Here is a 23,487-nt window from a genome sequence, read left to right as displayed (position 1 = left end):
AGGGTTGGGGTGAGGGGGTGGATCTCAAGGATGTACTCCAGATCACTTCAACGCCGGATCCCCCCTGTTCATTTTCTTCCAGCCCTGCAACAGCACCTGCGCCTTGGGTTCCTGCCCGTTATCCAGGTAGTACTGGATCAACGACAACCGGGCATTGCGATTGGCCGGGTGCACTTTCAGCAGCCGTTCCAGCTCTTGGCAGGCTTCATCGACCTTGCCGCTGTACAACTCGCGGGTCAGGGGGCACGGCAGGTAGTCATCCATCAGACGCTTGTCGGCGGTGAAGCCGTCGCCCAGTGGCGCGCGGCGCGAGTGGCAGCGGGCGCAGGTTTCGATTTCGACAGTGGCGCTCTTGTCCTTCAGGTCGACGGCAAAACCGGCATGGACCAGATCGCCTTTTTTTGCCGTCCATTCCAGGTGGTTGGAGGCTGGGCCGTGGGGCTAGCTCACGGGGGCCGGTTTGCTGCTGAACAGAAACCAGCCGATGCCCGCTATGGCCAATAGCAAAACGCCGAGGGTGAGGCAAACCCTTGGAAAACGAGTCTCAGGTCATGAAGGCTGATGACGTGAAGGGTGTGATCGATGGCTGGGTCTCAGATCTGCATCAGTCGTATTTGAAGCTCAAGTCTAAATGATGTGTTGAGGCTGAGAGGCCCATCGTCGAATCGCCTGTTGGCAGTCCAGTTCGGCATAGCCTGGCGATCGATTCATGGGCTGGCATTTCGTGTTCCATCGCGATCTTGGCGATCCGCGTATCAAGCTCCTGGGCACCGACGCCGCAACTTACGAACATCGTCATCAGGCTGAAACCGGCTGCGCGAATTGCAATGTGCATATCAAAGTCCTCATTTGCCGAAGATGACGTTGATCCCGGTGAACAGCGTGAACTGTTGCCTGTTATTTCACCGGTACTGTAGCGCCGTTTGGATAGGGCGAGTGCTGATTCTCCGTTTCCCCCATTCATTAGTGGCTCATTGGACGACCCGGCACTTCTCGACCATTACTGCGTAATCTCCTTCCTTTCAAGCCTGTAGGGCACGTCTGTTGAAGCTAGCAGTTAACGCGGTGTTCGCCAGTCGAAGGGAGGGATTCGTGGTCCCCGTTGGGTGGAGCAGCCACCTCACACCGTCGGATTCGATTTGTCAGTTAAAACGCCTTTACCGGTTTTGTGGCTGCGAATGGCCATCACCTGAATCGACAGCGCTTCTTAAGGAAGAATTGATCATCTAATCAGGTAGATCCTCTGTTCGAACTGTTCAGTTCTTTTTCGACTGCGCCCGCACTCGCGATTACTGTTCCGGCAACTCCTGCATGAACCCGACACCGAAATCTTCGGCGGAATACACCCGGCGAATCTCGATTTAGTTATCTGCACACACACAGCAGTTCATCTATGGTGATCAATTCAGAGCGAATTAAGCGCTGCTGTGCAGCGCTTAATTACCCTGTGGGAAAAAGATGGGGGGCGCCGAATATATCCTATTAAGTTATTCTTTTACGTTCAGTGCAAACAATCTATCGTTGCCAAGATCCCCGCCATAGATCCAAGTATTGTCAGGGCTCACGGAAAGATAATAGGGTCTGATGTTGTTACCTAATGGAATACTTTTCACTGCCAAGCTCTGAAGATCAATGCTAAAGACGAATGGGGTCGAATTGGCAGTATAGAGTCGCTTCCCGTCCGGGCTGACGCCAAATTCTACCAAGCCGACTTCCCCATGTTCAATATTATTCCGGAACCCATCCACCAATGTGTCGATGACGGCAATCCAGGAGCCTGGATCAAATGGTCCCCTAGTAAAAATAGGTACATAAACGCTAAGGCTATCTGTACTGATGCCGATCCTGGAGGCGACTCCGCCAAGGGGAAGGGTTCTGGTGACAAGGTGGTCGCGGGTGTCAAGGACTTTAACAACGCTTTCAACAAAAGGTGCGTCAAAAACGAGGGCGTAGGCCTTCGAGTTGGGACCAAATACAAGGCCATTTACATTGCCGGTATTGATCGTGGTAACGACTCTAAGTCTGTCCAAATCGACAACCAGGATCCTATTTTCTCCTTTTATATAAGCAAGGGCGTTATTCGGATGCAGAAAAATATTCGACGGATAAACTCCTAGCGGGAGTACTCCTACAGTCGATAGTGTTCGAGTGTCTACCACTGAAAGTGTGTTAGGAAAATAATGACAAATATAGAGATGGTTTTCGTCCGGGCTTAGAGCGATTCCACTTGGGCTGTCTACGTCGTCAAGGCTGGCAATAATTGTTTGGCTTTTTGTATCTATGATCGAAATAGTGAAATCGCTATCTATAGCAGAGTTGACATACGCGCGACTCCCGTCCGAATTGAAAACAGTCTCGTAAGCCTGCCCCGGAGTAGGAATCGTATCCGCTTGAACGATAATTTCAGCCCATGCCTGGCCATCCGAATGCTCGGCGAGCAACCAGTATTGGCCATTGGAAACAGCTGCTTCACACGTCAAACCTTGAAGGTTTATTTTTCCGTTCGCGTCAGGATGGAATACCTGTTTGCCATAGGTGCCGTCGGCGTAGTGAAAGCCAGATGGTAACGTCACGCTGACGGCGATATTTTGTGTGGGTTGGTTTTGTACTTGTACTTGGACCTGAATTTCCTTTAACTCTTTGCCGGGTGAGGTTACATACCAAGTACTGGCACAGTCGCGAGGCACCGCACGTGGACTTTCAGAAAAGAAGATCGATGAGCTAAACATTGGATATGTCTCTCCGGCAAACGGGGGAACGCTCATTAAAAAAAAGAAATTCTTTTCGCGTAACTGTCATTCTTGACAGTTGTTTAGAATGATTGGAAATAAGCGAATTGCAATGACTGTCAATGATGAGTCGACAGCCAGGTCATGTTGAGGGTTGAATTTATATCGCAGACATGTATCGCAAGCATGCCTGCGAAAGCGATTGCCCAGCCAATAGATATGTAGGCTGAAACAACGCCTTCGCGAGCAAGCCCGCTTCCACAGGGATCACCTACTCAGCTCTTCTTCGCCTGCGCCCGAATTCGCTCTTCCTGCTCACGCAGCTCAGGCGTGAACTCGGAACCGAAATCCTCGGCCGAGTACACCGGGCGAATTTCGATCTCGGCCTCTGTCCCCGGCATCGGGTTCGGGCAGCGCTTGACCCATTCGATGGCTTCCTCTTTCGACTTTACCTCCCATAACCAATAGCCGGCGATCAGCTCCTTGGTTTCGGCGAACGGGCCATCGATCACCGTGCGCTGGTCACCCGAGAAACGTACACGGGCGCCTTTGCTACTGGGCTGCAGGCCATCGCAGTCGATGAGGATGCCGGCCTTGGTCAATTCCTCGTTGTAGTTGCCCATCGCAGTCATCAGTTCTTTGCTGGGCATCACACCGGCCTCGGAGTCGGGGCTGGCTTTCACAATGATCATGAATCGCATGGTCTTATCTCCGCTGGATGTGAGTGACTCACAGACTAGTCGAATGGCCGTCGCCTGAATCGACAACGCTGGCTGCCTTTCGTCATGAACGCCTGGTTGCGGCTGGCGAGGGCGGTACGCTGTACACCGACCCTGTGGGAGCGGGCTTGCTCGCGAAGGCGTCGTGTCAGTCGACATCTGCTTTGACTGGCACACTGTATTCGTCGGAACGCCGCCCGGAGCAAGCCCGCTCCCACAAGGGAATTGTGTTGATTGTTGGAGTTGTATCCAGTTTAGAGGGCGACACTTCACAATTTGTATCTGGGCATAGGTCGTCGGGCCATTTCGTGGTTAACTTCGGCCTCTTCAAAATTCTCTACAACAACGTTCAGAAGGACTCCGTTCATGGCTCAAGTCACTCTTAAAGGCTCCCCGGTTCAAGTCAACGGCCAACTGCCACAAGCCGGTTCCAAGGCGCCAGCCTTTTCCCTGGTTGCCGGCAATCTGTCCGACGTGACCCTGGCGAGCTTCGCCGGCAAGCGCAAAGTGCTGAACATCTTCCCAAGCGTCGATACCCCAACCTGCGCGACGTCGGTTCGCAAGTTCAACGCCCAGGCCAGCGATGTCGCCAACACGGTCGTACTGTGCATCTCCGCTGACCTGCCGTTCGCTCAAGCGCGCTTCTGCGGCGCCGAAGGCCTGGAAAACGTACAGAACCTGTCGACCCTGCGCGGTGCCGAGTTCATCGAGAACTATGGCGTTGCCATCGCTGACGGCCCGCTCAAAGGCCTGACCGCCCGTGCCGTCGTGGTTCTGGACGAAAACGACAACGTTCTGCACAGCGAACTGGTCAAGGAAATCGCTGAAGAACCGAACTACGAAGCGGCACTTGCTGTTCTGAAGTAAGTCTAGTTTTACAATTGTTAACGGCCTGGCACTGTCCAGGCCGTTTTCATTTGTGATTCAGTGTCTTGGCAAAACATCCTGTTACGTAAGCCGAAGGTAAATTGCCGGTAAAGCCGCTTTGCTTAATGCCCGCCAGTGCTTATCGTTCAGCCTCCTGTAGAAGAAGCCCACGCGCCCAATGGTTGATCATTCCATGCAATCCTCCGTTTCCCGTAGTCCCCGTCGCTGGCTGTTCGGCCTGCTTGTCCTGTTGGTCATCGCTGGCCTGTGCTGGAAGTTCTGGCCCGCTGGCACTGCCCAAAAAGAGGGCGCAGGGCAAAAAGCTGTTGCCGGGCATACCGGCAAGTCGGGGGGGATGCGCCCGGGTTTCGGCGGGGCGACCGGGCCGGTTCCAGTGCGTGTCGCGCCGGCGGTCAAGGGCGACTTCCCGCTGTACTACAAGGCGCTGGGCACCGTGACGGCGCTGAACACCATTAATGTGCGCAGCCGCGTCGGTGGTGAGCTGATGAAGATTTCATTCGAGGAAGGGCAGATGGTCAAGGCTGGCGATCTGCTGGCTGAAATCGACCCGCGTCCTTACCAGAACGCCTTGCTTCAGGCCGAAGGCACCTTGCTGCAGAACCAGGCACAACTGAAAAACGCCCAGGTCGATGTGGAACGCTATCGCGGCCTGTATCGCGAAGACAGTATCGCCAAACAGACCCTGGACACCGCCGAAGCGCTGGTGGGTCAGTATCAGGGCACAGTCAAAACCAATCAGGCGGCAGTCAACGACGCCAAGCTCAATCTGGAATTCACCAAAATCCGCGCCCCGATTGCCGGGCGTGTGGGCTTGCGTCAGCTGGATGTCGGCAACCTGGTGGCAGCCAACGACACCACCGCCCTGGTGATCATCACCCAGACCCAACCGATCAGCGTTGCCTTCACCTTGCCGGAAAACAGCCTGGAGACCGTGCTGGCCCGTTATCGCACCGGTGCCAAACTGCCCGCCGAAGCCTGGGACCGTGGCGACACCAAGTTGCAGGCCACTGGCGTCTTGCAGAGCCTGGACAACCAGATCGACGTCACCACCGGCACCCTGAAATTCAAGGCGCGTTACGAAAACCGCGATCAGGCGCTGTTCCCGAACCAGTTCGTCAACGTCCACCTGCTGGCCGACACCCTCAAAGACGTGGTGCTCGCACCTTCGGCAGCGATTCAGTTCGGCACCAACGGCACGTTTGTCTACGCCCTGGACGGTGACAAGAAAGTCGCGATTCGTCAGTTGAAAGTCGGCGCCAGTGATGGTGAAAACACCGTGGTTACCGAAGGCCTGGCCCCTGGGGATCGCGTGGTCCTTGAAGGCACCGACCGCTTGAAGGAAGGCAGCGAAGTGGAAGTGGTCAACGACACCAAGGATGTACCGACCACCCCGACCGGGCACCTGCAAGGCAAATCGGCCGCTTCGACGCCTGACGCGACGACCACCGACAAGGCGAAAAAGGGCGGCGCATGAACATCTCGCGGCTGTTCATCCTTCGCCCGGTCGCCACGACCCTGAGCATGCTGGCCATTATCCTGGCCGGCGTGATCGCCTATCGGCTGTTGCCGGTGTCGGCATTGCCTCAGGTCGATTACCCGACCATCCGCGTCATGACGCTGTATCCCGGTGCCAGCCCGGATGTGATGACCAGCGCCGTGACGGCGCCCCTTGAGCGTCAATTCGGGCAGATGCCCGGCCTGACCCAGATGGCCTCGACCAGTTCCGGCGGCGCTTCAGTGCTGACCCTGCGTTTCAGCCTCGACATCAACATGGACGTCGCCGAGCAGCAGGTGCAGGCGGCGATCAACGCTGCGACCAATTTGCTGCCCAAGGACCTGCCGGCGCCGCCGGTGTACAACAAGGTCAACCCGGCGGACACCCCGGTGCTGACCCTGGCCATCACCTCCAAGACCATGCTGCTGCCCAAGCTCAATGACTTGGTCGACACGCGCATGGCGCAGAAAATTGCCCAGATCAGCGGCGTCGGCATGGTCAGCATCGCCGGCGGCCAGCGTCAGGCGGTGCGGATCAAGGTCAATCCCGAGGCGCTGGCGGCCAATGGCTTGAACCTGTCGGACGTACGCACCTTGATCGGTGCGTCCAACGTCAACCAGCCCAAGGGCAATTTCGACGGCCCGACCCGGGTGTCGATGCTCGATGCAAACGATCAACTGACCTCGCCCAAGGACTACGCCAACCTGATCCTCGCCTACGCCAACGGCGCACCGTTGCGGCTCAAGGATGTGGCAGAGATCGTCGATGGCGCGGAAAACGAACGTCTGGCGGCGTGGGCCAATGAAAACCAGGCCGTGCTGCTGAACATCCAGCGTCAGCCTGGCGCCAACGTCATCGAAGTGGTTGACCGGATCAAAGCCCTGCTGCCGAGCATCACTGACAACCTGCCGGCCGGTCTCGAAGTGACCGTGCTGACCGACCGCACCCAGACCATTCGCGCCTCGGTCACCGACGTGCAGCACGAATTGTTGATCGCCATTGCGCTGGTCGTGATGGTGACCTTCCTGTTCCTGCGTCGGGCCAGCGCCACGATCATTCCGTCAGTGGCCGTGCCACTGTCATTGATCGGCACCTTCGGCGTGATGTACCTCGCGGGCTTCTCGGTCAACAACCTGACCCTGATGGCACTGACCATCGCCACCGGTTTCGTGGTGGACGATGCGATCGTCATGCTGGAGAACATTTCCCGATTTATCGAAGAGGGCGACAGCCCCCTGAATGCGGCGCTCAAGGGCGCCAAGCAGATCGGCTTCACCCTGATCTCCCTGACCCTGTCGCTGATCGCCGTACTGATCCCGCTGCTGTTCATGGCCGACGTAGTGGGGCGGCTGTTCCGCGAATTTGCCATCACCCTGGCGGTGGCGATCCTGATTTCCCTTGTCGTCTCCCTGACCCTGACGCCGATGATGTGCGCGCGTTTGCTCAAACGTGAGCCGAAGGAAGAAGAGCAGGGCCGTTTCTACCGGGCCAGCGGCGCCACAATTGATTGGATGATCGCGGCTTACGGGCGCAAGTTAAAGTGGGTTCTCAAGCATCAACCGCTGACCCTGATGGTGGCCATCGGCACTCTGGCGTTGACCGTGTTCCTTTACATGGTGGTGCCCAAGGGCTTTTTCCCGGTGCAGGACACCGGGGTGATCCAGGGTATTTCCGAAGCGCCGCAGTCGATTTCCTTTGCAGCCATGAGCGAACGTCAGCAGGAACTGGCCAAAGTGATCCTGGCGGATCCGGCGGTGGAGAGCCTGTCGTCCTACATCGGCATCGACGGTGACAACTCGACACTGAACAGCGGCCGTCTGCTGATCAACCTCAAATCCCACAGCAATCGCGACCTGAGCGCCACCGAGGTGATTGCACGCCTGCAACCGGAACTGGACAAACTCACCGGCATTCGCCTGTTCATGCAACCGGTGCAGGACCTGACCATCGAAGACCGCGTCAGCCGGACTCAATATCAGTTCAGCATGTCGTCGCCGGACTCGGAGTTGCTCACTCTGTGGAGCGGTCGTCTGGTGGACGCACTGGCCCAACGGCCGGAGCTGACCGACGTTGCCAGCGATTTGCAGGACAAAGGCCTACAGGTCTATCTGGTGATTGACCGCGATGCGGCGTCGCGGGTCGGTGTGTCGGTGTCGAACATCACTGATGCGCTGTACGACGCCTTCGGTCAGCGACAGATTTCCACCATCTACACCCAGGCCAGCCAGTACCGCGTGGTGCTGCAATCGCAGTCGGGCGAGAGGATCGGCCCGGAGGCGCTGAACCAGATTCACGTGAAAACCACCGATGGCGGGCAAGTGCGCCTGTCCAGTCTGGCGCACATGGAGGAGCGTCAGGCCCAACTGGCGATCACTCATATCGGGCAGTTTCCGGCGGTGATGATGTCCTTCAACCTCGCGCCCGGCGTGGCGCTGGGGCATGCGGTGGAGATCATCGACCAGGTGCAGAAGGACATCGGCATGCCGATTGGCGTGCAGACCCAGTTCCAGGGCGCGGCCGAGGCATTCCAGGCGTCGCTGTCGAGCACCTTGCTGCTGATTCTGGCGGCGGTGGTCACCATGTACATCGTGCTCGGCGTGCTCTACGAGAGCTACATCCACCCGATCACCATTCTCTCGACCTTGCCCTCGGCGGCGGTCGGCGCCTTGTTGGCGTTGCTGTTGAGCGGCAATGATCTGGGCATGATCGCGATCATCGGCATCATTTTGTTGATCGGTATCGTGAAAAAGAACGCGATCATGATGATCGACTTCGCCCTCGACGCTGAGCGCAATCAGGGCATGGACCCGGAAACAGCGATCTATCAGGCGGCGCTGCTGCGTTTCCGGCCGATTCTGATGACCACGCTGGCCGCGTTGTTCGGCGCGGTGCCACTGATGCTGGCGACTGGTTCCGGCGCGGAACTGCGTCAACCGTTGGGTCTGGTGATGGTGGGTGGCTTGTTGGTGAGTCAGGTGCTGACGCTGTTTACCACTCCGGTCATCTACCTGTACTTCGACCGCCTCGGTCGGCGCTGGGGTCGCAAGCCTGAAGCCGTGGAAGCGGCAGAACAGCCATGAACCTGTCCGGACCCTTCATCAAGCGCCCGGTCGCAACGATGTTGCTGAGCCTGGCGATTCTGCTGCTGGGCGGTGTGAGCTTCGGCTTGTTGCCGGTATCGCCGCTGCCGCAGATGGACTTCCCGGTGATCGTGGTCCAGGCGAGTCTGCCCGGTGCGAGCCCGGAAGTCATGGCCTCGACGGTGGCCACTCCACTGGAACGCTCCTTCGGCGCCATCGCCGGGGTCAACACCATGAGCAGCCGCTCCAGTCAGGGCTCGACCCGGGTGATTTTGCAGTTCGACCTGGACCGCGACATCAACGGCGCGGCGCGGGAAGTGCAGGCGGCGATCAACGCTTCGCGCAATTTGCTGCCGAGCGGGATGCGCAGCATGCCGACCTACAAGAAGGTCAACCCGTCCCAGGCGCCGATCATGGTGCTGTCGCTGACCTCCGATGTACTGGAAAAAGGCCAGCTCTACGATTTGGCCTCGACGATTCTGTCCCAGAGCTTGTCTCAGGTGCAGGGCGTCGGCGAAGTGCAGATTGGCGGCAGTTCCCTGCCGGCGGTGCGCATCGAACTCGAACCGCAGGCGCTCAACCAGTACGGCGTGGCGCTGGACGATGTGCGCAACACCATCGCCAACGCCAACGTGCGCAGGCCCAAAGGCTCGGTCGAAGATGCCCAGAGGCTGTGGCAGGTTCAGGCCAACGATCAACTTGAGAAAGCCAAGGATTACGAGTCGCTGATCATCCACTACGCGGACGGCGCGGCCCTGCGCCTGAAGGACGTGGCCAAGGTCAGCGACGGCGTCGAAGACCGCTACAACAGCGGCTTCTTCAACAACGACGCGGCGGTACTGCTGGTGATCAACCGCCAGGCCGGCGCCAACATCATCGAGACGGTCAACGAAATCAAGGCTCAACTGCCAGCGTTGCAGGCCGTTTTGCCGGCCAGCGTGAAGCTGAACGTGGCGATGGACCGGTCGCCGGTGATCAAGGCGACCTTGCACGAAGCGGAAATGACCCTGCTGATTGCCGTGGCGCTGGTGATTCTGGTGGTGTTCCTGTTCCTCGGTAACTTCCGCGCCTCGTTGATTCCGACCCTTGCGGTGCCTGTGTCGCTGGTCGGCACCTTTGCGGTGATGTACCTATACGGATTCTCCCTGAACAACCTGTCGCTGATGGCGCTGATTCTGGCCACCGGGCTGGTGGTGGACGATGCCATTGTGGTGCTGGAGAACATTTCCCGGCACATCGACAAAGGCGTACCGCCGATGAAGGCCGCGTACCTCGGGGCGCAGGAAGTCGGCTTCACCTTGCTGTCGATGAACGCCTCGCTGGTGGCGGTGTTCCTGTCGATCCTGTTTATGGGCGGGATTGTCGAAAGCCTGTTTCGCGAGTTTTCCATCACGTTGGCGGCGTCCATCGTGGTGTCGCTGGTGGTCTCCTTGACGCTGACGCCGATGCTCTGCGCCCGCTGGCTCAAGCCGCATACGCCGGGTGAGGAAAACCGTTTGCAGCGCTGGAGCCAGCGCGCCAACGAGTGGATGGTCGGCAAATACGCCACAAGCCTTGACTGGGTGCTGCGTCACCGCCGGTTGACGTTGCTTAGCCTGATCGTGACAGTCGGCGTTAACATTGCGCTGTATGTCGTTGTTCCTAAAACATTTATGCCTCAGCAGGACACCGGCCAACTGATCGGTTTCGTGCGCGGTGACGACGGATTGTCATTCAATGTGATGCAGCCAAAAATGGAAACCTTCCGCCGCGCCGTGCTCAAGGATGACGCGGTGCAAAGCGTTGCCGGCTTCATCGGCGGCACCAACGGCACCAACAACGCCTTCATGCTGGTGCGGCTGAAACCGATCAAGGAACGCAACATTTCTGCGCAAAAGGTCATTGAGCGCCTGCGCAAGGAAATGCCCAAGGTCGCCGGTGCACAGCTGATGCTGATGGCCGATCAGGACCTGCAGTTTGGGGGCGGTCGTGAACAGACCACGTCCCAGTATTCCTACATCCTGCAAAGCGCCGACCTTGGCGAGTTGCGCGAGTGGTATCCGAAAGTTGTTACCGCACTCAAGGCTTTGCCGGAACTGACCGCGATTGACGCCCGTGAAGGGCGCGGCGCCCAACAGGTGACCCTGATCGTCGACCGCGATCAGGCCAAACGCCTGGGCGTCGACATGGACATGGTCACCGCGGTGCTGAACAACGCCTATAGCCAGCGGCAGATTTCGACGATTTACGACAGCCTTAACCAGTATCAGGTGGTCATGGAGGTCAATCCGAAATATGCCCAGGACCCGATCACCCTCAAACAGGTTCAGGTGATCACCGCTGACGGTGCGCGGATTCCGCTCTCGACCATCGCTCATTACGAAAACAGCCTGGAAGACGACCGCGTCAGCCATGAAGGCCAATTCGCCTCCGAGAGCATTTCCTTCGACATGGCCGAAGGCGTGGCGGTGGAGCAGGGCACGGCGGCCATCGAGCGGGCTATCGCCAGACTGGGTATGCCGGAAGACGTGATCGTGAAAATGGCCGGCACTGCCGACGCCTTTGCCGCGACCCAGAAGAGCCAGCCGTGGATGATTCTCGGAGCGCTGGTGGCGGTGTATCTGGTGCTCGGTGTGCTGTATGAAAGCTACATCCATCCGCTGACCATTCTTTCGACCTTGCCATCGGCCGGGGTTGGCGCGTTGCTGTCGATTTACGCGCTGGGTGGTGAGTTCAGCCTGATTTCGTTGCTTGGGCTGTTCCTGCTGATCGGCGTGGTGAAGAAAAACGCCATTCTGATGATCGACCTGGCCTTGCAGCTGGAACGGCATCAGGGCATGGCGCCGCTGGAATCTATTCGCAGCGCTTGCCTGCAACGTCTGCGGCCGATTCTGATGACCACCCTGGCGGCGATCCTCGGCGCGTTGCCGTTGCTGCTGAGCCGTGCCGAAGGTGCGGAAATGCGTCAGCCACTGGGCCTGACGATCATTGGCGGACTGGTTTTCAGCCAGGTGCTGACCCTTTACACCACCCCGGTGGTTTACCTCTATCTCGACAAACTGCGCCATCGCTTCAACCACTGGCGTGGGGTGCGTACCGATGCTGCTCTGGAAACTCCGCTATGACTGACCGTTCGCTTATCACTCTGGCTGCACCGCTGGTAACAGCCCGAGGCTCGCGTTTGTTGAGCCTGGCGCTGTGCGTGGCGATGCTCAGCGCCTGCGCCATCGGCCCGGATTACCAGCGCCCGCAAGCGGCTGCGCCGGCGCAATACAAGGAAGCGGCAGGCTGGCGTCAGGCCAATCCCAGCGATTCCCTGGCCCGTGGCGCCTGGTGGGAGTTGTATGGCGATCAGCAGCTCAATGGCCTGATCGAAAAGCTAAACAGTGCCAACCAGACCGTCGCGCAGTCCGAAGCCCAGTACCGTCAGGCCCAGGCCTTGGTGCGCAGTGCCCGTGGCGCGTTTTTCCCGACCGTGGACCTGACCGTCGGGAAAAACCGCTCCAGCCAGGGCACCGGCAGCAGCAGTTCGAGCCTGACCAGTTCTTCCAGCGGGATTCGCGACACTTACACCGCACAGGCCGGCGTCAGTTGGGAGGCCGACGTTTGGGGCAAGTTGCGCCGAGGCCTTGAAGCCGACACCGCCAACGCCGAGGCGAGTTATGCCGATCTGGCGGCGATGCGCTTGAGCCAGCAGTCGGAACTGGTGCAGAACTACCTGCAATTGCGGGTGATCGACGAGCAGAAACGCCTGCTGGAAGCGACGGTCGAGGCCTATCAGCGCTCGCTGACAATGACTGAAAACCAGTACCGCGCGGGTGTCTCCGGCAAGGACGCGGTGGCGCAGGCCCAGACTCAGCTCAAAAGCACCCAGGCTGACAGGGTCGATCTGATCTGGCAGCGTGCTCAATTCGAGAATGCCATCGCCGTACTGATCGGGCTACCGCCGGCCGAGTTCAGCCTCGCTGAAACCAAAGACATTCCCGCGTTGCCCGAGATACCGCTGAGCCTGCCTTCGCAATTGCTCGAGCGCCGCCCGGACATCGCCTCCGCCGAACGCTCGGTGATGGCGGCCAATGCCAACATCGGTGTGGCCAAGGCGGCCTATTACCCGGACTTCACCTTGAGTCTGAACGGTGGCTATAGCAGCAGCACCTATGCCAACTGGATCAGCTTGCCAAACCGCTTCTGGTCGGTCGGACCGCAATTGGCCATGACCTTGTTCGACGGCGGCCAGCGCTCTGCGGAAGTCGACCGCAGCGAAGCGGCGTACGACGAAACCGTGGCCAAGTACCGCCAGACCGTGCTCGATGGCTTCCGTGAAGTGGAAAACTATCTGGTGCAGCTCAAGGTTCTGGAAGACGAAGCGGGCGTGCGCCAGGAAGCACTGGACGCGGCGCGTGAATCCTTGCGCCTGACCCAGAACCAGTACAAGGCCGGTGTGATCGCTTATCTGGGCGTGGTGGTCGTTCAGGCCACAGCGTTGAACAATGAACGCAGCGTGCTTAGCCTGTTGCAGAGCCGGTTGATTGCCAGCGTGCAGTTGATCGCGGCATTGGGCGGTGGCTGGGATGGGGCATTGCAAGTAAGCGAAAAAGAGTAGGGGCTGCGACCTGTGGTGAGGGGATTTAGCGAAACGTCGCACCGCCCCGTTCGGCGGCAAAGCCGTCGTAAAACCTGTATCTGCGGTCTACCTGAAACACCGCATAGTCTGATCTCACGACTGCTTCGCAGCCGAACGGGGATAAATCCCCTCACCACAGGTCGTGGCCGTCGCGAGGTGTCAAACAAGCGTTTCATCGGCTTGATGGCCATTTGATTATTTTGTCAGTGCGTTCTTTTGCGCAATCAGTACAATCGCCCGATTTGCCCCCCCGAGAATGGAAGCAGTACGGAGGGGCTGTCGCGAGTAGTCTCATGCTTATCGGTAGCTATTCCCCCACGCTGGTCATCATCTCGCTTTTTGTGGCGATTCTCGCCTCCTATACCGCGCTCGACCTGACCGAACGCATCGCCACGGCCAAGGGCCGGGCCGTGCATCTATGGACGGCGGGCGGCGCCTTTGCCATGGGGGTTGGCGTGTGGTCGATGCATTTCATCGGCATGCTCGCGTTCAAATTGCCCATCGACCTCGGTTACGACGTCGGCATCACGTTGCTGTCACTGCTGACTGGCATCCTGTCCTGCGGCTTTGCCCTGTGGCTGGTCAGCCAGCCACAATTGCCAGCCTGGCAATTGGCATTCGGCGCGCTGGTCATGGGTTCCGGGATCAGCGCGATGCACTACACCGGCATGGCCGCCATGCGCATGCAGCCGGGTATCGATTACGATCCGACGCTGTTCGGCGCCTCGCTGCTGATCGCCGTAGTCGCCTCGGGCGCCGCGTTATGGATCGCTTTCCGCCTGCGCCAGCACACGCCTTATGTCGGCCTGATCCGTGGCGGTGCGGCGGTGATCATGGGGTTCGCGATCGTCGGCATGCATTACACCGGCATGGCGGCGGCACGTTTCCCGGAGGGCAGCTTCTGTGGCGCGGCCGTCAGCGGCCTGAACGGCAAGGGCCTGGACAATCTGGTGCTGATCACCACCCTGGCAGTGTTGAGCCTTGCCTTGTTGACTTCGATCCTCGATGCGCGCCTTGAGGCCCGCACCGCAAGCCTTGCCCACTCATTGACCGAGGCCAACCGCGAACTGACTCAACTGGCCTTGCATGACACCCTGACCGGCCTGCCGAATCGCGTGTTGCTGGCTGACCGTATCGATCAGGCGATGTCCATGGTGCAGGAGCAGGGCGGTTGTTTCGCGTTGATGTTCATCGATCTGGACGGTTTCAAACCCGTCAACGATGCCTTCGGTCACCATATGGGCGATCTGTTGTTGCGTGAAGTCGGTCTGCGCTTGCGCGAGGATTTGCGCAGCCATGACACCCTGGCGCGGATCGGCGGTGATGAGTTCGTTTTACTGGTGCAGCTCGGCGAACAGAATGACGCATTGAGCCTGGCAGCCCGCCAGGTCGGGCTGATCGCGCGTTCGTTCCGGGTCGCCGAACATGACTTGCAGATTTCTGCCAGTGTCGGCATCGCGATTTATCCCGGTAACGGTGAAACCGCCGAAGAGTTGCTGATGAACGCCGACGCGGCGATGTATCACGCCAAGGGCGCCGGGAAAAACGGCTATAGCTTCTTCGATGCCTCGATGAACAGCAACGCGCGTAAACAGCTGCAATTGCTGCAGGACTTGCGTATCGCCCTCGATCAGCAGCAATTCAGTCTCTATTACCAACCCAAGTTCGATGCCAACAATGGCCGGCCGGTCGGTGCCGAGGCATTGCTGCGCTGGGAGCATCCGACCCAGGGCATGTTGCTCCCGGACAAGTTCATCGAACTGGCGGAAAAGACCGGGCTGATCATTCCGATTGGCGAATGGGTGCTCAACGAAGCCTGCCGCCAGATGCGCGAGTGGTACGTGCTCGGGTACACCGACTGGCGCATCGCGGTGAACCTTTCAGCCCTGCAGTTCTGCCACGCAGGCCTGGTCCAGAGCGTCGCCAAAGCCTTGGCCACTCACCATTTGCCGGCCAACAGCCTGACCCTCGAGATCACCGAAACTACCGCCATGAGCGATGCCGATGCGAGCATGACGGTGCTTCAGGAACTGTCGACAATGGGTGTCGACCTGTCGATCGACGACTTTGGCACCGGCTATTCGAGCTTGATGTACCTCAAGCGCTTGCCCGCCAACGAACTGAAGATCGATCGTGGTTTTGTCCGCGATCTGGAGCGTGACAGCGATGACGCCGCCATCGTTTCCGCCATCGTTGCCCTCGGCCAGGCACTGGGGTTGCGGATCGTCGCCGAAGGGGTGGAAACCGACTCGCAGCAAGACTTCCTGACGCAACTCGGTTGTGATTCGCTTCAGGGTTACCTGCTCGGGCACCCGCTGCCGGCTGAACGCTTCATGGTGGATATTCTGCGTGCAGAGCAATTGGCGGTGAGTTGAGAACGATGTGATTGATGTGAGCCCATGCAAAAGCCAGCGATGACGGTTATTCTTGGCCCCGACCGCTAACGCTTGGTATGGGGGAAATTTCGCATGGACAAAGTCATCGTCATCACTGGCGGCAGCCGTGGTATCGGCGCCGCCACAGCCCTGTTGGCCGCCGAACAAGGCTATAAGATCTGCATCAACTACCTGGCCGACGAATCCGCTGCGCAAACGGTGCTGGAGCAAGTCCGCGCCCTCGGCGCCCAAGCCATCGCGGTGCGCGCTGACGTCAGCATCGAAGATGAAGTGATCGCGCTGTTCCATCGCGTGGACACGGAGTTGGGCCGGGTCACGGCACTGGTGAACAACGCCGGCACCGTCGGACAGAAGTCCCGGATCGATGAAATGTCTGAGTTCCGTATTCTCAAGATCCTCAGGACCAACGTCCTGGCGCCGATCCTCTGCGCGAAACACGCGATCCTGCGCATGTCGCCCAAGCATGGCGGGCAGGGTGGCAGCATCGTTAACGTGTCCTCGGTGGCCTCACGCCTGGGCGCGCCCAATGAATACGTCGACTACGCCGCCTCCAAAGGTGCGCTGGATACGTTCACCATCGGCCTGTCCAAGGAAGTGGCTGGCGAAGGCATCCGCGTCAACGCCGTGCGCCCGGGTTACATCTACACCGATTTCCATGCGTTGAGCGGTGACCCGGATCGGGTCAGCAAGCTGGAGTCGGCGATCCCGATGGCTCGGGGCGGGCGTCCGGAAGAAGTGGCTGAGGCGATTGTGTGGTTGCTGTCGGACAAGGCTTCCTATGCGACCGGGACGTTCGTCGACCTTGGTGGTGGGCGTTAACCCTGATCGTTCCCACGCTCTGCGTGGGAATGCAGCCCGGGACGCTCTGCGTCCCTTTCGAGAGCTGGAACGCGGAGCGTCCCTAGAGGCATTCCCACGCAGAGCGTGGGAACGATCATTCAGAACGACCGCACAATCCGCCCCAACGTCTCCATCGCCTTCTCGGCCGTCTCATCCCAGGGGCTGCCGTAGTTCAGGCGGATACAATTCCTGAAGCGCTGGGTCGGTGAGAAAATCGGCCCGGGCGCAATGCTGATCCCTTGCGCCAACGCCATCTGAAACAACTTCAGCGAATCCATCTGCGGTGGCAATTCCAGCCACAAAAAGTAGCCGCCGGCCGGTTGGCTGACGCGAGTCTGCGCCGGGAAGTAGCGCGCGATGGCGGCGAGCATGGCGCTTTGCTGTTCTTCCAGGGCGTAGCGCAGTTTTCGCAAATGCCGGTCGTAGCCGCCGTGTTGCAGGTAATCGGCGATGGCCGCCTGGGCCGGCATCGACGCACACAGCGACGTCATGAGTTTCAGCCGTTCGATCTTCTGCGCATAACGCCCGGCGGCAACCCAGCCGATGCGGTAGCCGGGGGCCAGGCTTTTGGCGAACGAACCGCAGTGCATCACCAGCCCTTCGGTATCAAAAGCCTTGGCCGGTTTCGGCGCCTGTTGGCCGTAATACAGTTCGGCGTAGACGTCGTCTTCGATCAGCGGCACCTGATGGCTGCGCAATAGCTCAACCAGTTCCTGCTTCTTCGCCTCGGGCATTGTCGCGCCCATCGGGTTCTGGAAGCTGGTCATGCACCAGACAGCCTTGATCGGGTGCCGTGCCAGGGTTTGCGCGAGTACGCCAAGGTCGATGCCATCGCGCGGATGCACCGGGATTTCCACGGCTTTGAGCTTGAGCCGCTCGAGGATCTGCAGGCACGCATAGAACGCCGGGGCTTCGATGGCCACCAGATCGCCGGGCTCGGTGACCGCTTGCAGGCACAGGTTCAGCGCTTCCAGCGCGCCGTTGGTGATCAGCAGTTCTTCCATGGGCAGCATCAACCCGCCGACCATGTAGCGCAGGGCGATTTGTCGACGCAGTTGCGGGTTGCCCGGCGACATGTCGGTGACGACCATGCGCGGGTCCATCTCGCGCGCGGCGCTGGCCAGGGAGCGGGACAGGCGCTGCAGTGGGAACAGGGTCGGGCTGGGGAAGGCCGAACCGAAGGGCACGGTGTTCGGGTCCTTGATCGAGTCGAGGACCGAGAACACCAGTTCGCTGACGTCGACTTCGGTGGACTCGTTGACCTGGCTGCTGATCACCGGCTCCGAGAACGGGCTTGGCGCGTGTGCGTTGACGAAGTAGCCGGAACGTGGACGAGCGCGGATCAGGCCGCGGCGTTCGAGCAGGTAATAGGCCTGGAACACCGTGGACGGGCTGACCCCGTAAGTCTGGCTGGCGTAGCGCACCGATGGCACACGCTGGCCGGGGCCGAGAACGCCGGAGCGGATCAGTTCAGCGATGTCGTCGGCGAATTTTTCGTAGCGTTTCATCTAAGTCCCGCAATCGAATGGGTTCAATTAGCTGTTGTGGCGAGGGCGCTCTTGTGGCGAGGGGATTTATCCCCGTTCGGTTGCGCAGCAGCCGTAAAATTTTGGGGCCGCTTCGCAGCCCAACGGGGATAAATCCCCTCGCCACAAGAGCCCCCTAACCACAGGGAGCCTGCTTTCCACAGGGCACCGCAGTCTAAGGGATCAACGGTTCATCGGCGCAACAAACCGGCTCTTCGCCACGCTATAAATCCCTGGCTCATCACTGTCGACAATCTTGAAGCTGATCGTCTGCGAACTGCTGCTCGGCCGTTCCGTGGTCATCGCCACCGACACCGGCACATCCACAATCTCGCCCGGTGCCAGGCTCAGTTCGGTCTTGCCTTGCAACTGGAAGCCGTCGCCATCGACCAGGGTCAGACGGTAATCCTGACGTTGCTGGGTCTTGTTGATGACTTTCAGGCTGTAGATATTTTCGATCTGCCCCTGACTGTTCTCGCGGAACAGGCCACGGTCCTTGCTCACGTCCAGCGAGACCATCGGCCGCTCCACCAGCGCCAGGGCAAGCGCACCGATCATCACCAGAAGGACCGCGGTGTAGCCGATCAATCGCGGGCGCAACAAATGAGTCTTGCCACCCTGCAATTGATGCTCGGAGGTATAGCTGATCAGCCCGCGGGCGTAGCCCATTTTGTCCATGATCGAATCACAGGCGTCGATGCACGCGGCGCAGCCGATGCATTCCATCTGCAAACCGTCGCGGATGTCGATGCCGGTCGGGCAGACCTGTACACACACCTGGCAGTCGATGCAATCACCGAGACCGACTTCTGCCGGTGCCACGTCACGTTTGCGCGGGCCACGGTTTTCGCCACGGGCCACGTCGTAGGAGATGGTCAGGGTGTCTTTGTCGAACATCACGCTCTGGAACCGCGCATACGGACACATGTGCATGCACACCGCTTCACGCAACCAACCGGCGTTGATGTAAGTCGCGCCGGTAAAGAACAGCACCCAGAACAGGCTGACGCCGCCCATCTGCAAGGTCAGCAGTTCTTCGGCCAGCGGGCGGATCGGGGTGAAGTAGCCGACAAAGGTCAGGCCGGTCAACAGGCTGATGGCCAGCCACAAGGTGTGCTTGGCCGAGCGCCGGACCAGTTTGTTCAGGCCCCAGGGCGCGGCTTGCAGCTTGATCCGCTGGTTGCGTTCGCCTTCGGTGAGCTTCTCGCACCACATGAAGATCCAGGTCCAGGAACTCTGTGGGCAGGTGTAACCGCACCAGACTCGCCCGGCGAACACGGTAATCGCAAACAGGCCGAACGCGGCAATGATCAGCAGCGCCGACAGCAGGATGAAATCCTGCGGCCAGAAGGTCGCGCCGAAGATGTGGAATTTGCTTTCGGAAAGGTCCCAGAGCACCGCCTGGCGACCGCCCCAGTTCAACCACACCGTGCCGAAGAACAGCAAAAACAGAAACCCCGCGCCGCTCATGCGCAGGGTGCGGAATAAACCGGTGAAGCTGCGGGTGTGGATCAGGTTGTCGCTGGACTTGGCCTTCATCTTTGGACGCGAAGGCTCATAGCTTTGAACGGACGGGGCACTTTCAACAATTCGGACGGGGATTCTATCGCTCATGGTCTTTCGCTCATCAGCCTCCATCAGGCCTGAGCACTATGAGCGGCGATCTGTTTGCATAACAGACTCACCTATTGCAATAAAAAGCGGATCAGATGGCCATTGATCCGCTGCCTGCGACAAGTTGATGCACCCGCTACAGCAGGACGCAGACACCTATATCAAGCGTCTGCGGGTGGTATTGATGCTGATCAGTCAAATCACCGAACCACTGTCGGTGGCCTTCAAATGCTTACGCCCGTCGACTGCGCCTGCTACGGTCAATGCGTCGGCTTCTGCTTCGGTAATGTAGAAGCGCCGATCATTGAGCTCCACCGCCGACATGGCTTTTTCCGGGTCGGTAATGATGGTGACGTCGGGACACAAACGAATTTCTTCGCCGTTCGCGGTAATGAAGAAGCAGGTCTGGTTTTCGATGCGCACAGTCATGGAGGTGTCCTTTTTTCTGCGGGATCTAAAGCGTTAGGGCGCAGCCGAGGATCATCGTTCTGTGCAACCGATTAATGGTCGACGCGGTCCACCCTGAAACGACCCCTGACAAGGACAACACCATGAACGCCTGGTGGCATGAGGTTTGGGTGACCCTGCAAGCGGAGTTCGCCGACGTTGGCGACGCTTCACAACTGACGCGCATTACCGTGCGCTTGCTGATGGCGGCGGTGTTGGGCGGGATTCTCGGCTTCGAACGCGAGCACAAGGGCAAGGCCGCCGGGGTTCGCACCCACATGCTGGTGGCCCTCGGCGCCGCGCTGTTCGTGCTGGTGCCGCAAATGTCCGGCTCGCAAGCCGATGCCATGAGCCGGGTGGTGCAGGGTGTGATCGCCGGGATCGGCTTTCTTGGCGCAGGGACTATTCTGAAAAACAACGAGGGCGACGAGGGGCACGTCAAAGGCCTGACCACCGCCGCCGGGTTGTGGATGACCGCCGCCATTGGCGTCTCGGCCGGGTTGGGGCGAGAGGCGACGGCGGTGCTCAGTACGTTGCTGGCGTTGGCGATTCTCAGCGTGATGCCCGCCGTTGTGCGGATGATCGACAAGGACAAGGATCAAAGTCCGTGAATGATCGTTCCCACGCTCTGCGTGGGAATGCCTCAATGGACGCTCCGCGTCCGCTTCGGCAGGGACGCGGAGCGTCCCGGGCTGCATTCCCACGCGGAGCATGGGAACGATCACTACTCGGGTGTGACAACCACCGGCGGTATCGTCGCTGGCGGGTCTTCGCGCGGTGGCGGGGTGGTGCCGGGCGGGTCTTGCTCAGGCACAGGTTCAGGCTCGGTCGGCGGAATGGTCGGGCTGTCGATGTTTGGATCAGGCGTTTCGGCAGGGATCGGAATGCTCATAAATTCAACCTCCGGTGGCACATGGCGTAAGTCGTGCTTAAGTGTGTTGACCACTGCGTACAGGAATTGATTCCTTCGAAGGCCCGGGCAAATCCTCGTGAACTTTTACCGGCGCCTGTCGCTCGGAACCTAAGTGAGTTCATTCCGGGGCGGACGATCCTGCGGGATGGCTATCCTGTTACAAGCCACAGACACAAGAGCGTCCATGGGGCGTAAAGGAGAGATGCTCGATGACTGCTGAAAAACCGACAGAGCTGAACTACAACCCTCATATGCCGCTGTCGCAGGCTTTACTGCTGCCGCGGATCGCCATCGAAAACACCATGCCGACCCTCGATGGCGGACAGTTCGCCGTCAAAGCCGTGATGGGTCAGGACGTGGTGGTGACCAGCAAAGTGTTTGCCGACGGTCACGACAAATTGGCCGTGCGAGTGCGCTGGCACGCCGAGGGAGAGGAAACCTGGCAAAGCGAAGTCATGGCCGAGCTGGGCAATAACGGTTGGCAGGGCCAGTTCCGGGTCGCGCGTCAGGGCCGTTATGTGTTTTGCATCGAAGCCTGGATCGATCAGTTCGCCAGCTTCTGTTACGAGCTGGAGAAAAAACATGCGGCCAGGGTGCCGATCAGCCTGGAGTTGCAGGAGGGGCGAACGCTGGTCCAGCAAGCCGCCGAACGCACCGAAGGACAGCTGAGCGAGCAACTGACGGCGTTGCACCATGAATTGTCGGGGTTGCTCGAAATCGAGCAGGTCGAGCTGTTTCTGCACCAGCGTAGCGCTGAGCTGATGACGCAGGCCGATCATCGTCCCTATTTGAGCATCAGCCCTGAGTACCCGCTCGACGTCGAGCGGGACCTGGCGCAGTTCGCCAGTTGGTATGAATTGTTTCCGCGTTCGATCACTGATGATCCGGCCCGTCATGGTACCTTCAACGATGTACATTCGCGGCTGCCGATGATCCAGGACATGGGTTTCGATGTGCTGTACTTCCCGCCGATCCACCCGATTGGTCTCAGCTACCGCAAAGGCCCGAACAATTCCCTGACCGCCGGCCCGGACGATCCGGGCAGTCCGTATGCCATTGGCAGCGAAGAGGGTGGGCATGAAGCCATTCATTCGCAGCTGGGCACGCGCGAAGACTTCCGCCGACTTGTCGCGAGGGCCGCAGACCATGGACTGGAAATCGCCCTCGATTTTGCGATTCAGTGTTCTCAGGATCACCCGTGGCTGCAACAGCATCCGGGCTGGTTCAACTGGCGCCCCGACGGCACGATCAAATACGCCGAGAACCCGCCGAAGAAATACCAGGACATCGTCAATGTCGATTTCTATGCCACCGATGCGATTCCGAGTCTGTGGGTCGAATTGCGCGACATCGTGGTGGGTTGGGTCGAGGAGGGGGTGAAGCTGTTTCGCGTCGACAACCCTCACACCAAACCGCTGCCGTTCTGGCAATGGCTGATCGCTGATGTGCGGGCGCTGTACCCCGAGGTGATCTTCCTGGCCGAAGCCTTTACCACCCCGGCAATGATGGCGCGGCTGGGCAAGGTCGGTTACTCCCAGAGCTACACCTACTTCACCTGGCGCAACAACAAGTCCGAGCTGGCCACCTACTTCACCGAACTCAACGAGTCACCGTGGCGCGAATGCTTCCGGCCGAACTTCTTCGTCAACACACCGGACATCAACCCGGCGTTTTTGCATGAGTCGGGGCGCGCCGGTTTTCTGATCCGCGCGGCACTGGCCACCATGGGCTCTGGTCTGTGGGGCATGTATTCAGGCTTCGAACTGTGCGAAGCGGCACCGGTGCCGGGCAAGGAGGAATACCTCAACTCCGAGAAGTACGAAATCCGCCCTCGGGACTTCAATGCGCCGGGCAACATCATTGCCGAGATCGCCCAGCTCAACCGCATCCGCCGGCAGAACCCGGCGCTGCAGACGCATCTGGGCCTGAAGGTCTACAACGCCTGGAACGACAACATTCTGTATTTTGGCAAACGCAGCGCCGATGGCAGCAATTTCATTCTGGTGGCCGTCAGCCTTGATCCGCATAACGTCCAGGAAGCGAACTTCGAATTGCCGCTGTGGGAAATGGGCTTGCCCGACGACGCCAGCACCCAGGGCGAAGACTTGATGAGCGGTCATCGCTGGACCTGGCACGGCAAGTACCAATTCATGCGGATCGACCCGGCGCATCAACCGTTCGGGATCTGGCGGATCACAACCTCTTGACTTGTGGCGAGGGGATTTATCCCCGTTCGG

Annotated in this window: 17 protein-coding genes and 2 pseudogenes; 10 read left to right on the top strand and 9 right to left on the bottom strand. The window is 59.3% G+C overall.

All coding sequences use genetic code 11. From position 1 onward, the window contains the following. Positions 1 to 42 precede the first annotated feature (42 nt). Positions 43 to 174, bottom strand: a complete 132-nt coding sequence (locus IB252_RS15615; RefSeq protein ID WP_318652729.1) for a hypothetical protein — start codon at positions 172 to 174, stop codon at positions 43 to 45. 30 nt (positions 175 to 204) lie between these two features. Further along, positions 205 to 438 (bottom strand): annotated as a pseudogene (locus IB252_RS30155) (hypothetical protein); the annotation flags it as partial. An 83-nt stretch (positions 439 to 521) separates the two neighbouring features. On the opposite strand from IB252_RS30155, the pseudogene IB252_RS30150 reads away from it, so the two are divergent. After that, positions 522 to 635, top strand: a pseudogene (locus IB252_RS30150) (DUF3313 domain-containing protein); the annotation flags it as partial. On the opposite strand, the gene IB252_RS15610 reads toward IB252_RS30150, so the two are convergent. The 3 genes from IB252_RS15610 to IB252_RS15600 form a co-directional block, all read right to left on the bottom strand. Further along, a complete protein-coding gene (locus tag IB252_RS15610) occupies positions 605 to 835 on the bottom strand; it encodes a hypothetical protein (protein ID WP_225607460.1) in 231 nt (76 codons plus the stop codon). The pseudogene IB252_RS30150 and the gene IB252_RS15610 sit on opposite strands and share 31 nt — an antisense overlap. A gap of 652 nt (positions 836 to 1,487) precedes the next feature. Next, a complete protein-coding gene (locus tag IB252_RS15605) occupies positions 1,488 to 2,765 on the bottom strand; it encodes a YncE family protein (protein WP_192409437.1) in 1,278 nt (425 codons plus the stop codon). Between the two features lie 239 nt (positions 2,766 to 3,004). After that, complete coding sequence (locus tag IB252_RS15600) at positions 3,005 to 3,430, bottom strand: YciI family protein (protein ID WP_192409436.1); 426 nt, start codon at positions 3,428 to 3,430, stop codon at positions 3,005 to 3,007. A 384-nt stretch (positions 3,431 to 3,814) separates the two neighbouring features. On the opposite strand from IB252_RS15600, the gene tpx reads away from it, so the two are divergent. The 7 genes from tpx (at position 3,815) to IB252_RS15565 (ending at position 16,729) form a co-directional block, all read left to right on the top strand. Then, positions 3,815 to 4,315: a thiol peroxidase gene (gene tpx / locus IB252_RS15595; RefSeq protein ID WP_008150862.1), complete on the top strand. Its 501-nt coding sequence runs from the start codon at positions 3,815 to 3,817 to the stop codon at positions 4,313 to 4,315. 178 nt (positions 4,316 to 4,493) lie between these two features. Beyond that, positions 4,494 to 5,810, top strand: a complete 1,317-nt coding sequence (locus IB252_RS15590) for an MdtA/MuxA family multidrug efflux RND transporter periplasmic adaptor subunit (protein WP_192409435.1) — start codon at positions 4,494 to 4,496, stop codon at positions 5,808 to 5,810. After that, positions 5,807 to 8,911: an MdtB/MuxB family multidrug efflux RND transporter permease subunit gene (locus tag IB252_RS15585; protein ID WP_192409434.1), complete on the top strand. Its 3,105-nt coding sequence runs from the start codon at positions 5,807 to 5,809 to the stop codon at positions 8,909 to 8,911. Before IB252_RS15590 ends, IB252_RS15585 begins: the two co-directional genes overlap by 4 nt. Further along, a complete protein-coding gene (locus IB252_RS15580; RefSeq protein ID WP_192409433.1) occupies positions 8,908 to 12,015 on the top strand; it encodes an efflux RND transporter permease subunit in 3,108 nt (1,035 codons plus the stop codon). The genes IB252_RS15585 and IB252_RS15580 overlap by 4 nt, the downstream gene beginning before the upstream one ends. Continuing rightward, positions 12,012 to 13,493: an efflux transporter outer membrane subunit gene (locus IB252_RS15575; protein WP_192409432.1), complete on the top strand. Its 1,482-nt coding sequence runs from the start codon at positions 12,012 to 12,014 to the stop codon at positions 13,491 to 13,493. Before IB252_RS15580 ends, IB252_RS15575 begins: the two co-directional genes overlap by 4 nt. 314 nt (positions 13,494 to 13,807) lie before the next feature. Continuing rightward, positions 13,808 to 15,889 carry a putative bifunctional diguanylate cyclase/phosphodiesterase gene (locus IB252_RS15570; protein ID WP_192409431.1) on the top strand — a complete coding sequence of 694 codons (2,082 nt, stop codon included), beginning with the start codon at positions 13,808 to 13,810 and terminating at the stop codon, positions 15,887 to 15,889. Between the two features lie 93 nt (positions 15,890 to 15,982). Then, complete coding sequence (locus tag IB252_RS15565) at positions 15,983 to 16,729, top strand: SDR family oxidoreductase (protein ID WP_008150878.1); 747 nt, start codon at positions 15,983 to 15,985, stop codon at positions 16,727 to 16,729. Between the two features lie 119 nt (positions 16,730 to 16,848). On the opposite strand, the gene mapR is transcribed toward IB252_RS15565, so the two are convergent. From mapR to IB252_RS15550, 3 genes are all read right to left on the bottom strand, one after another. After that, positions 16,849 to 18,258, bottom strand: a complete 1,410-nt coding sequence (mapR, locus tag IB252_RS15560; RefSeq protein WP_076031034.1) for a GntR family transcriptional regulator MpaR — start codon at positions 18,256 to 18,258, stop codon at positions 16,849 to 16,851. A gap of 201 nt (positions 18,259 to 18,459) precedes the next feature. Beyond that, a complete protein-coding gene (ccoG, locus tag IB252_RS15555) occupies positions 18,460 to 19,890 on the bottom strand; it encodes a cytochrome c oxidase accessory protein CcoG (protein WP_192409430.1) in 1,431 nt (476 codons plus the stop codon). A gap of 195 nt (positions 19,891 to 20,085) precedes the next feature. Beyond that, the gene (locus IB252_RS15550) at positions 20,086 to 20,319 is read right to left on the bottom strand and encodes a DUF3203 family protein (RefSeq protein ID WP_111451581.1); all 234 of its coding nucleotides are present in this window, start codon (positions 20,317 to 20,319) and stop codon (positions 20,086 to 20,088) included. A 122-nt stretch (positions 20,320 to 20,441) separates the two neighbouring features. Between IB252_RS15550 and IB252_RS15545 the strand changes: the two genes are divergently transcribed. After that, on the top strand, positions 20,442 to 20,948 hold the full coding sequence (locus IB252_RS15545; RefSeq protein WP_192409429.1) for an MgtC/SapB family protein: 507 nt from the start codon (positions 20,442 to 20,444) through the stop codon (positions 20,946 to 20,948). Between the two features lie 113 nt (positions 20,949 to 21,061). Here IB252_RS15545 and IB252_RS15540 read toward each other — a convergent pair whose 3' ends face one another. Next, positions 21,062 to 21,229, bottom strand: a complete 168-nt coding sequence (locus IB252_RS15540; protein WP_192409428.1) for a hypothetical protein — start codon at positions 21,227 to 21,229, stop codon at positions 21,062 to 21,064. Positions 21,230 to 21,459: 230 nt separating this feature from the next. On the opposite strand from IB252_RS15540, the gene IB252_RS15535 reads away from it, so the two are divergent. Then, a complete protein-coding gene (locus tag IB252_RS15535; RefSeq protein ID WP_192409427.1) occupies positions 21,460 to 23,457 on the top strand; it encodes an alpha-1,4-glucan--maltose-1-phosphate maltosyltransferase in 1,998 nt (665 codons plus the stop codon). Positions 23,458 to 23,487: the final 30 nt, after the last annotated feature.

This window comes from Pseudomonas sp. PDM10 (genome assembly GCF_014852295.1).
GTDB lineage: Bacteria > Pseudomonadota > Gammaproteobacteria > Pseudomonadales > Pseudomonadaceae > Aquipseudomonas.
The sequence above is the reverse complement of the archived record's forward strand: the minus strand, read 5'-3'. Positions and strand labels throughout refer to the sequence as shown.

Coding starts and splice junctions, on each gene's coding strand:
- IB252_RS15610 (WP_225607460.1), bottom strand. CDS start 835: ATGCACATTGCAATTCGCGCAGCCGGTTTCAGCCTGATGACGATGTTC.
- IB252_RS15605 (WP_192409437.1), bottom strand. CDS start 2,765: ATGAGCGTTCCCCCGTTTGCCGGAGAGACATATCCAATGTTTAGCTCA.
- IB252_RS15600 (WP_192409436.1), bottom strand. CDS start 3,430: ATGCGATTCATGATCATTGTGAAAGCCAGCCCCGACTCCGAGGCCGGT.
- tpx (WP_008150862.1), top strand. CDS start 3,815: ATGGCTCAAGTCACTCTTAAAGGCTCCCCGGTTCAAGTCAACGGCCAA.
- IB252_RS15590 (WP_192409435.1), top strand. CDS start 4,494: ATGGTTGATCATTCCATGCAATCCTCCGTTTCCCGTAGTCCCCGTCGC.
- IB252_RS15585 (WP_192409434.1), top strand. CDS start 5,807: ATGAACATCTCGCGGCTGTTCATCCTTCGCCCGGTCGCCACGACCCTG.
- IB252_RS15580 (WP_192409433.1), top strand. CDS start 8,908: ATGAACCTGTCCGGACCCTTCATCAAGCGCCCGGTCGCAACGATGTTG.
- IB252_RS15575 (WP_192409432.1), top strand. CDS start 12,012: ATGACTGACCGTTCGCTTATCACTCTGGCTGCACCGCTGGTAACAGCC.
- IB252_RS15570 (WP_192409431.1), top strand. CDS start 13,808: ATGCTTATCGGTAGCTATTCCCCCACGCTGGTCATCATCTCGCTTTTT.
- IB252_RS15565 (WP_008150878.1), top strand. CDS start 15,983: ATGGACAAAGTCATCGTCATCACTGGCGGCAGCCGTGGTATCGGCGCC.
- mapR (WP_076031034.1), bottom strand. CDS start 18,258: ATGAAACGCTACGAAAAATTCGCCGACGACATCGCTGAACTGATCCGC.
- ccoG (WP_192409430.1), bottom strand. CDS start 19,890: ATGAGCGATAGAATCCCCGTCCGAATTGTTGAAAGTGCCCCGTCCGTT.
- IB252_RS15550 (WP_111451581.1), bottom strand. CDS start 20,319: ATGACTGTGCGCATCGAAAACCAGACCTGCTTCTTCATTACCGCGAAC.
- IB252_RS15545 (WP_192409429.1), top strand. CDS start 20,442: ATGAACGCCTGGTGGCATGAGGTTTGGGTGACCCTGCAAGCGGAGTTC.
- IB252_RS15540 (WP_192409428.1), bottom strand. CDS start 21,229: ATGAGCATTCCGATCCCTGCCGAAACGCCTGATCCAAACATCGACAGC.
- IB252_RS15535 (WP_192409427.1), top strand. CDS start 21,460: ATGACTGCTGAAAAACCGACAGAGCTGAACTACAACCCTCATATGCCG.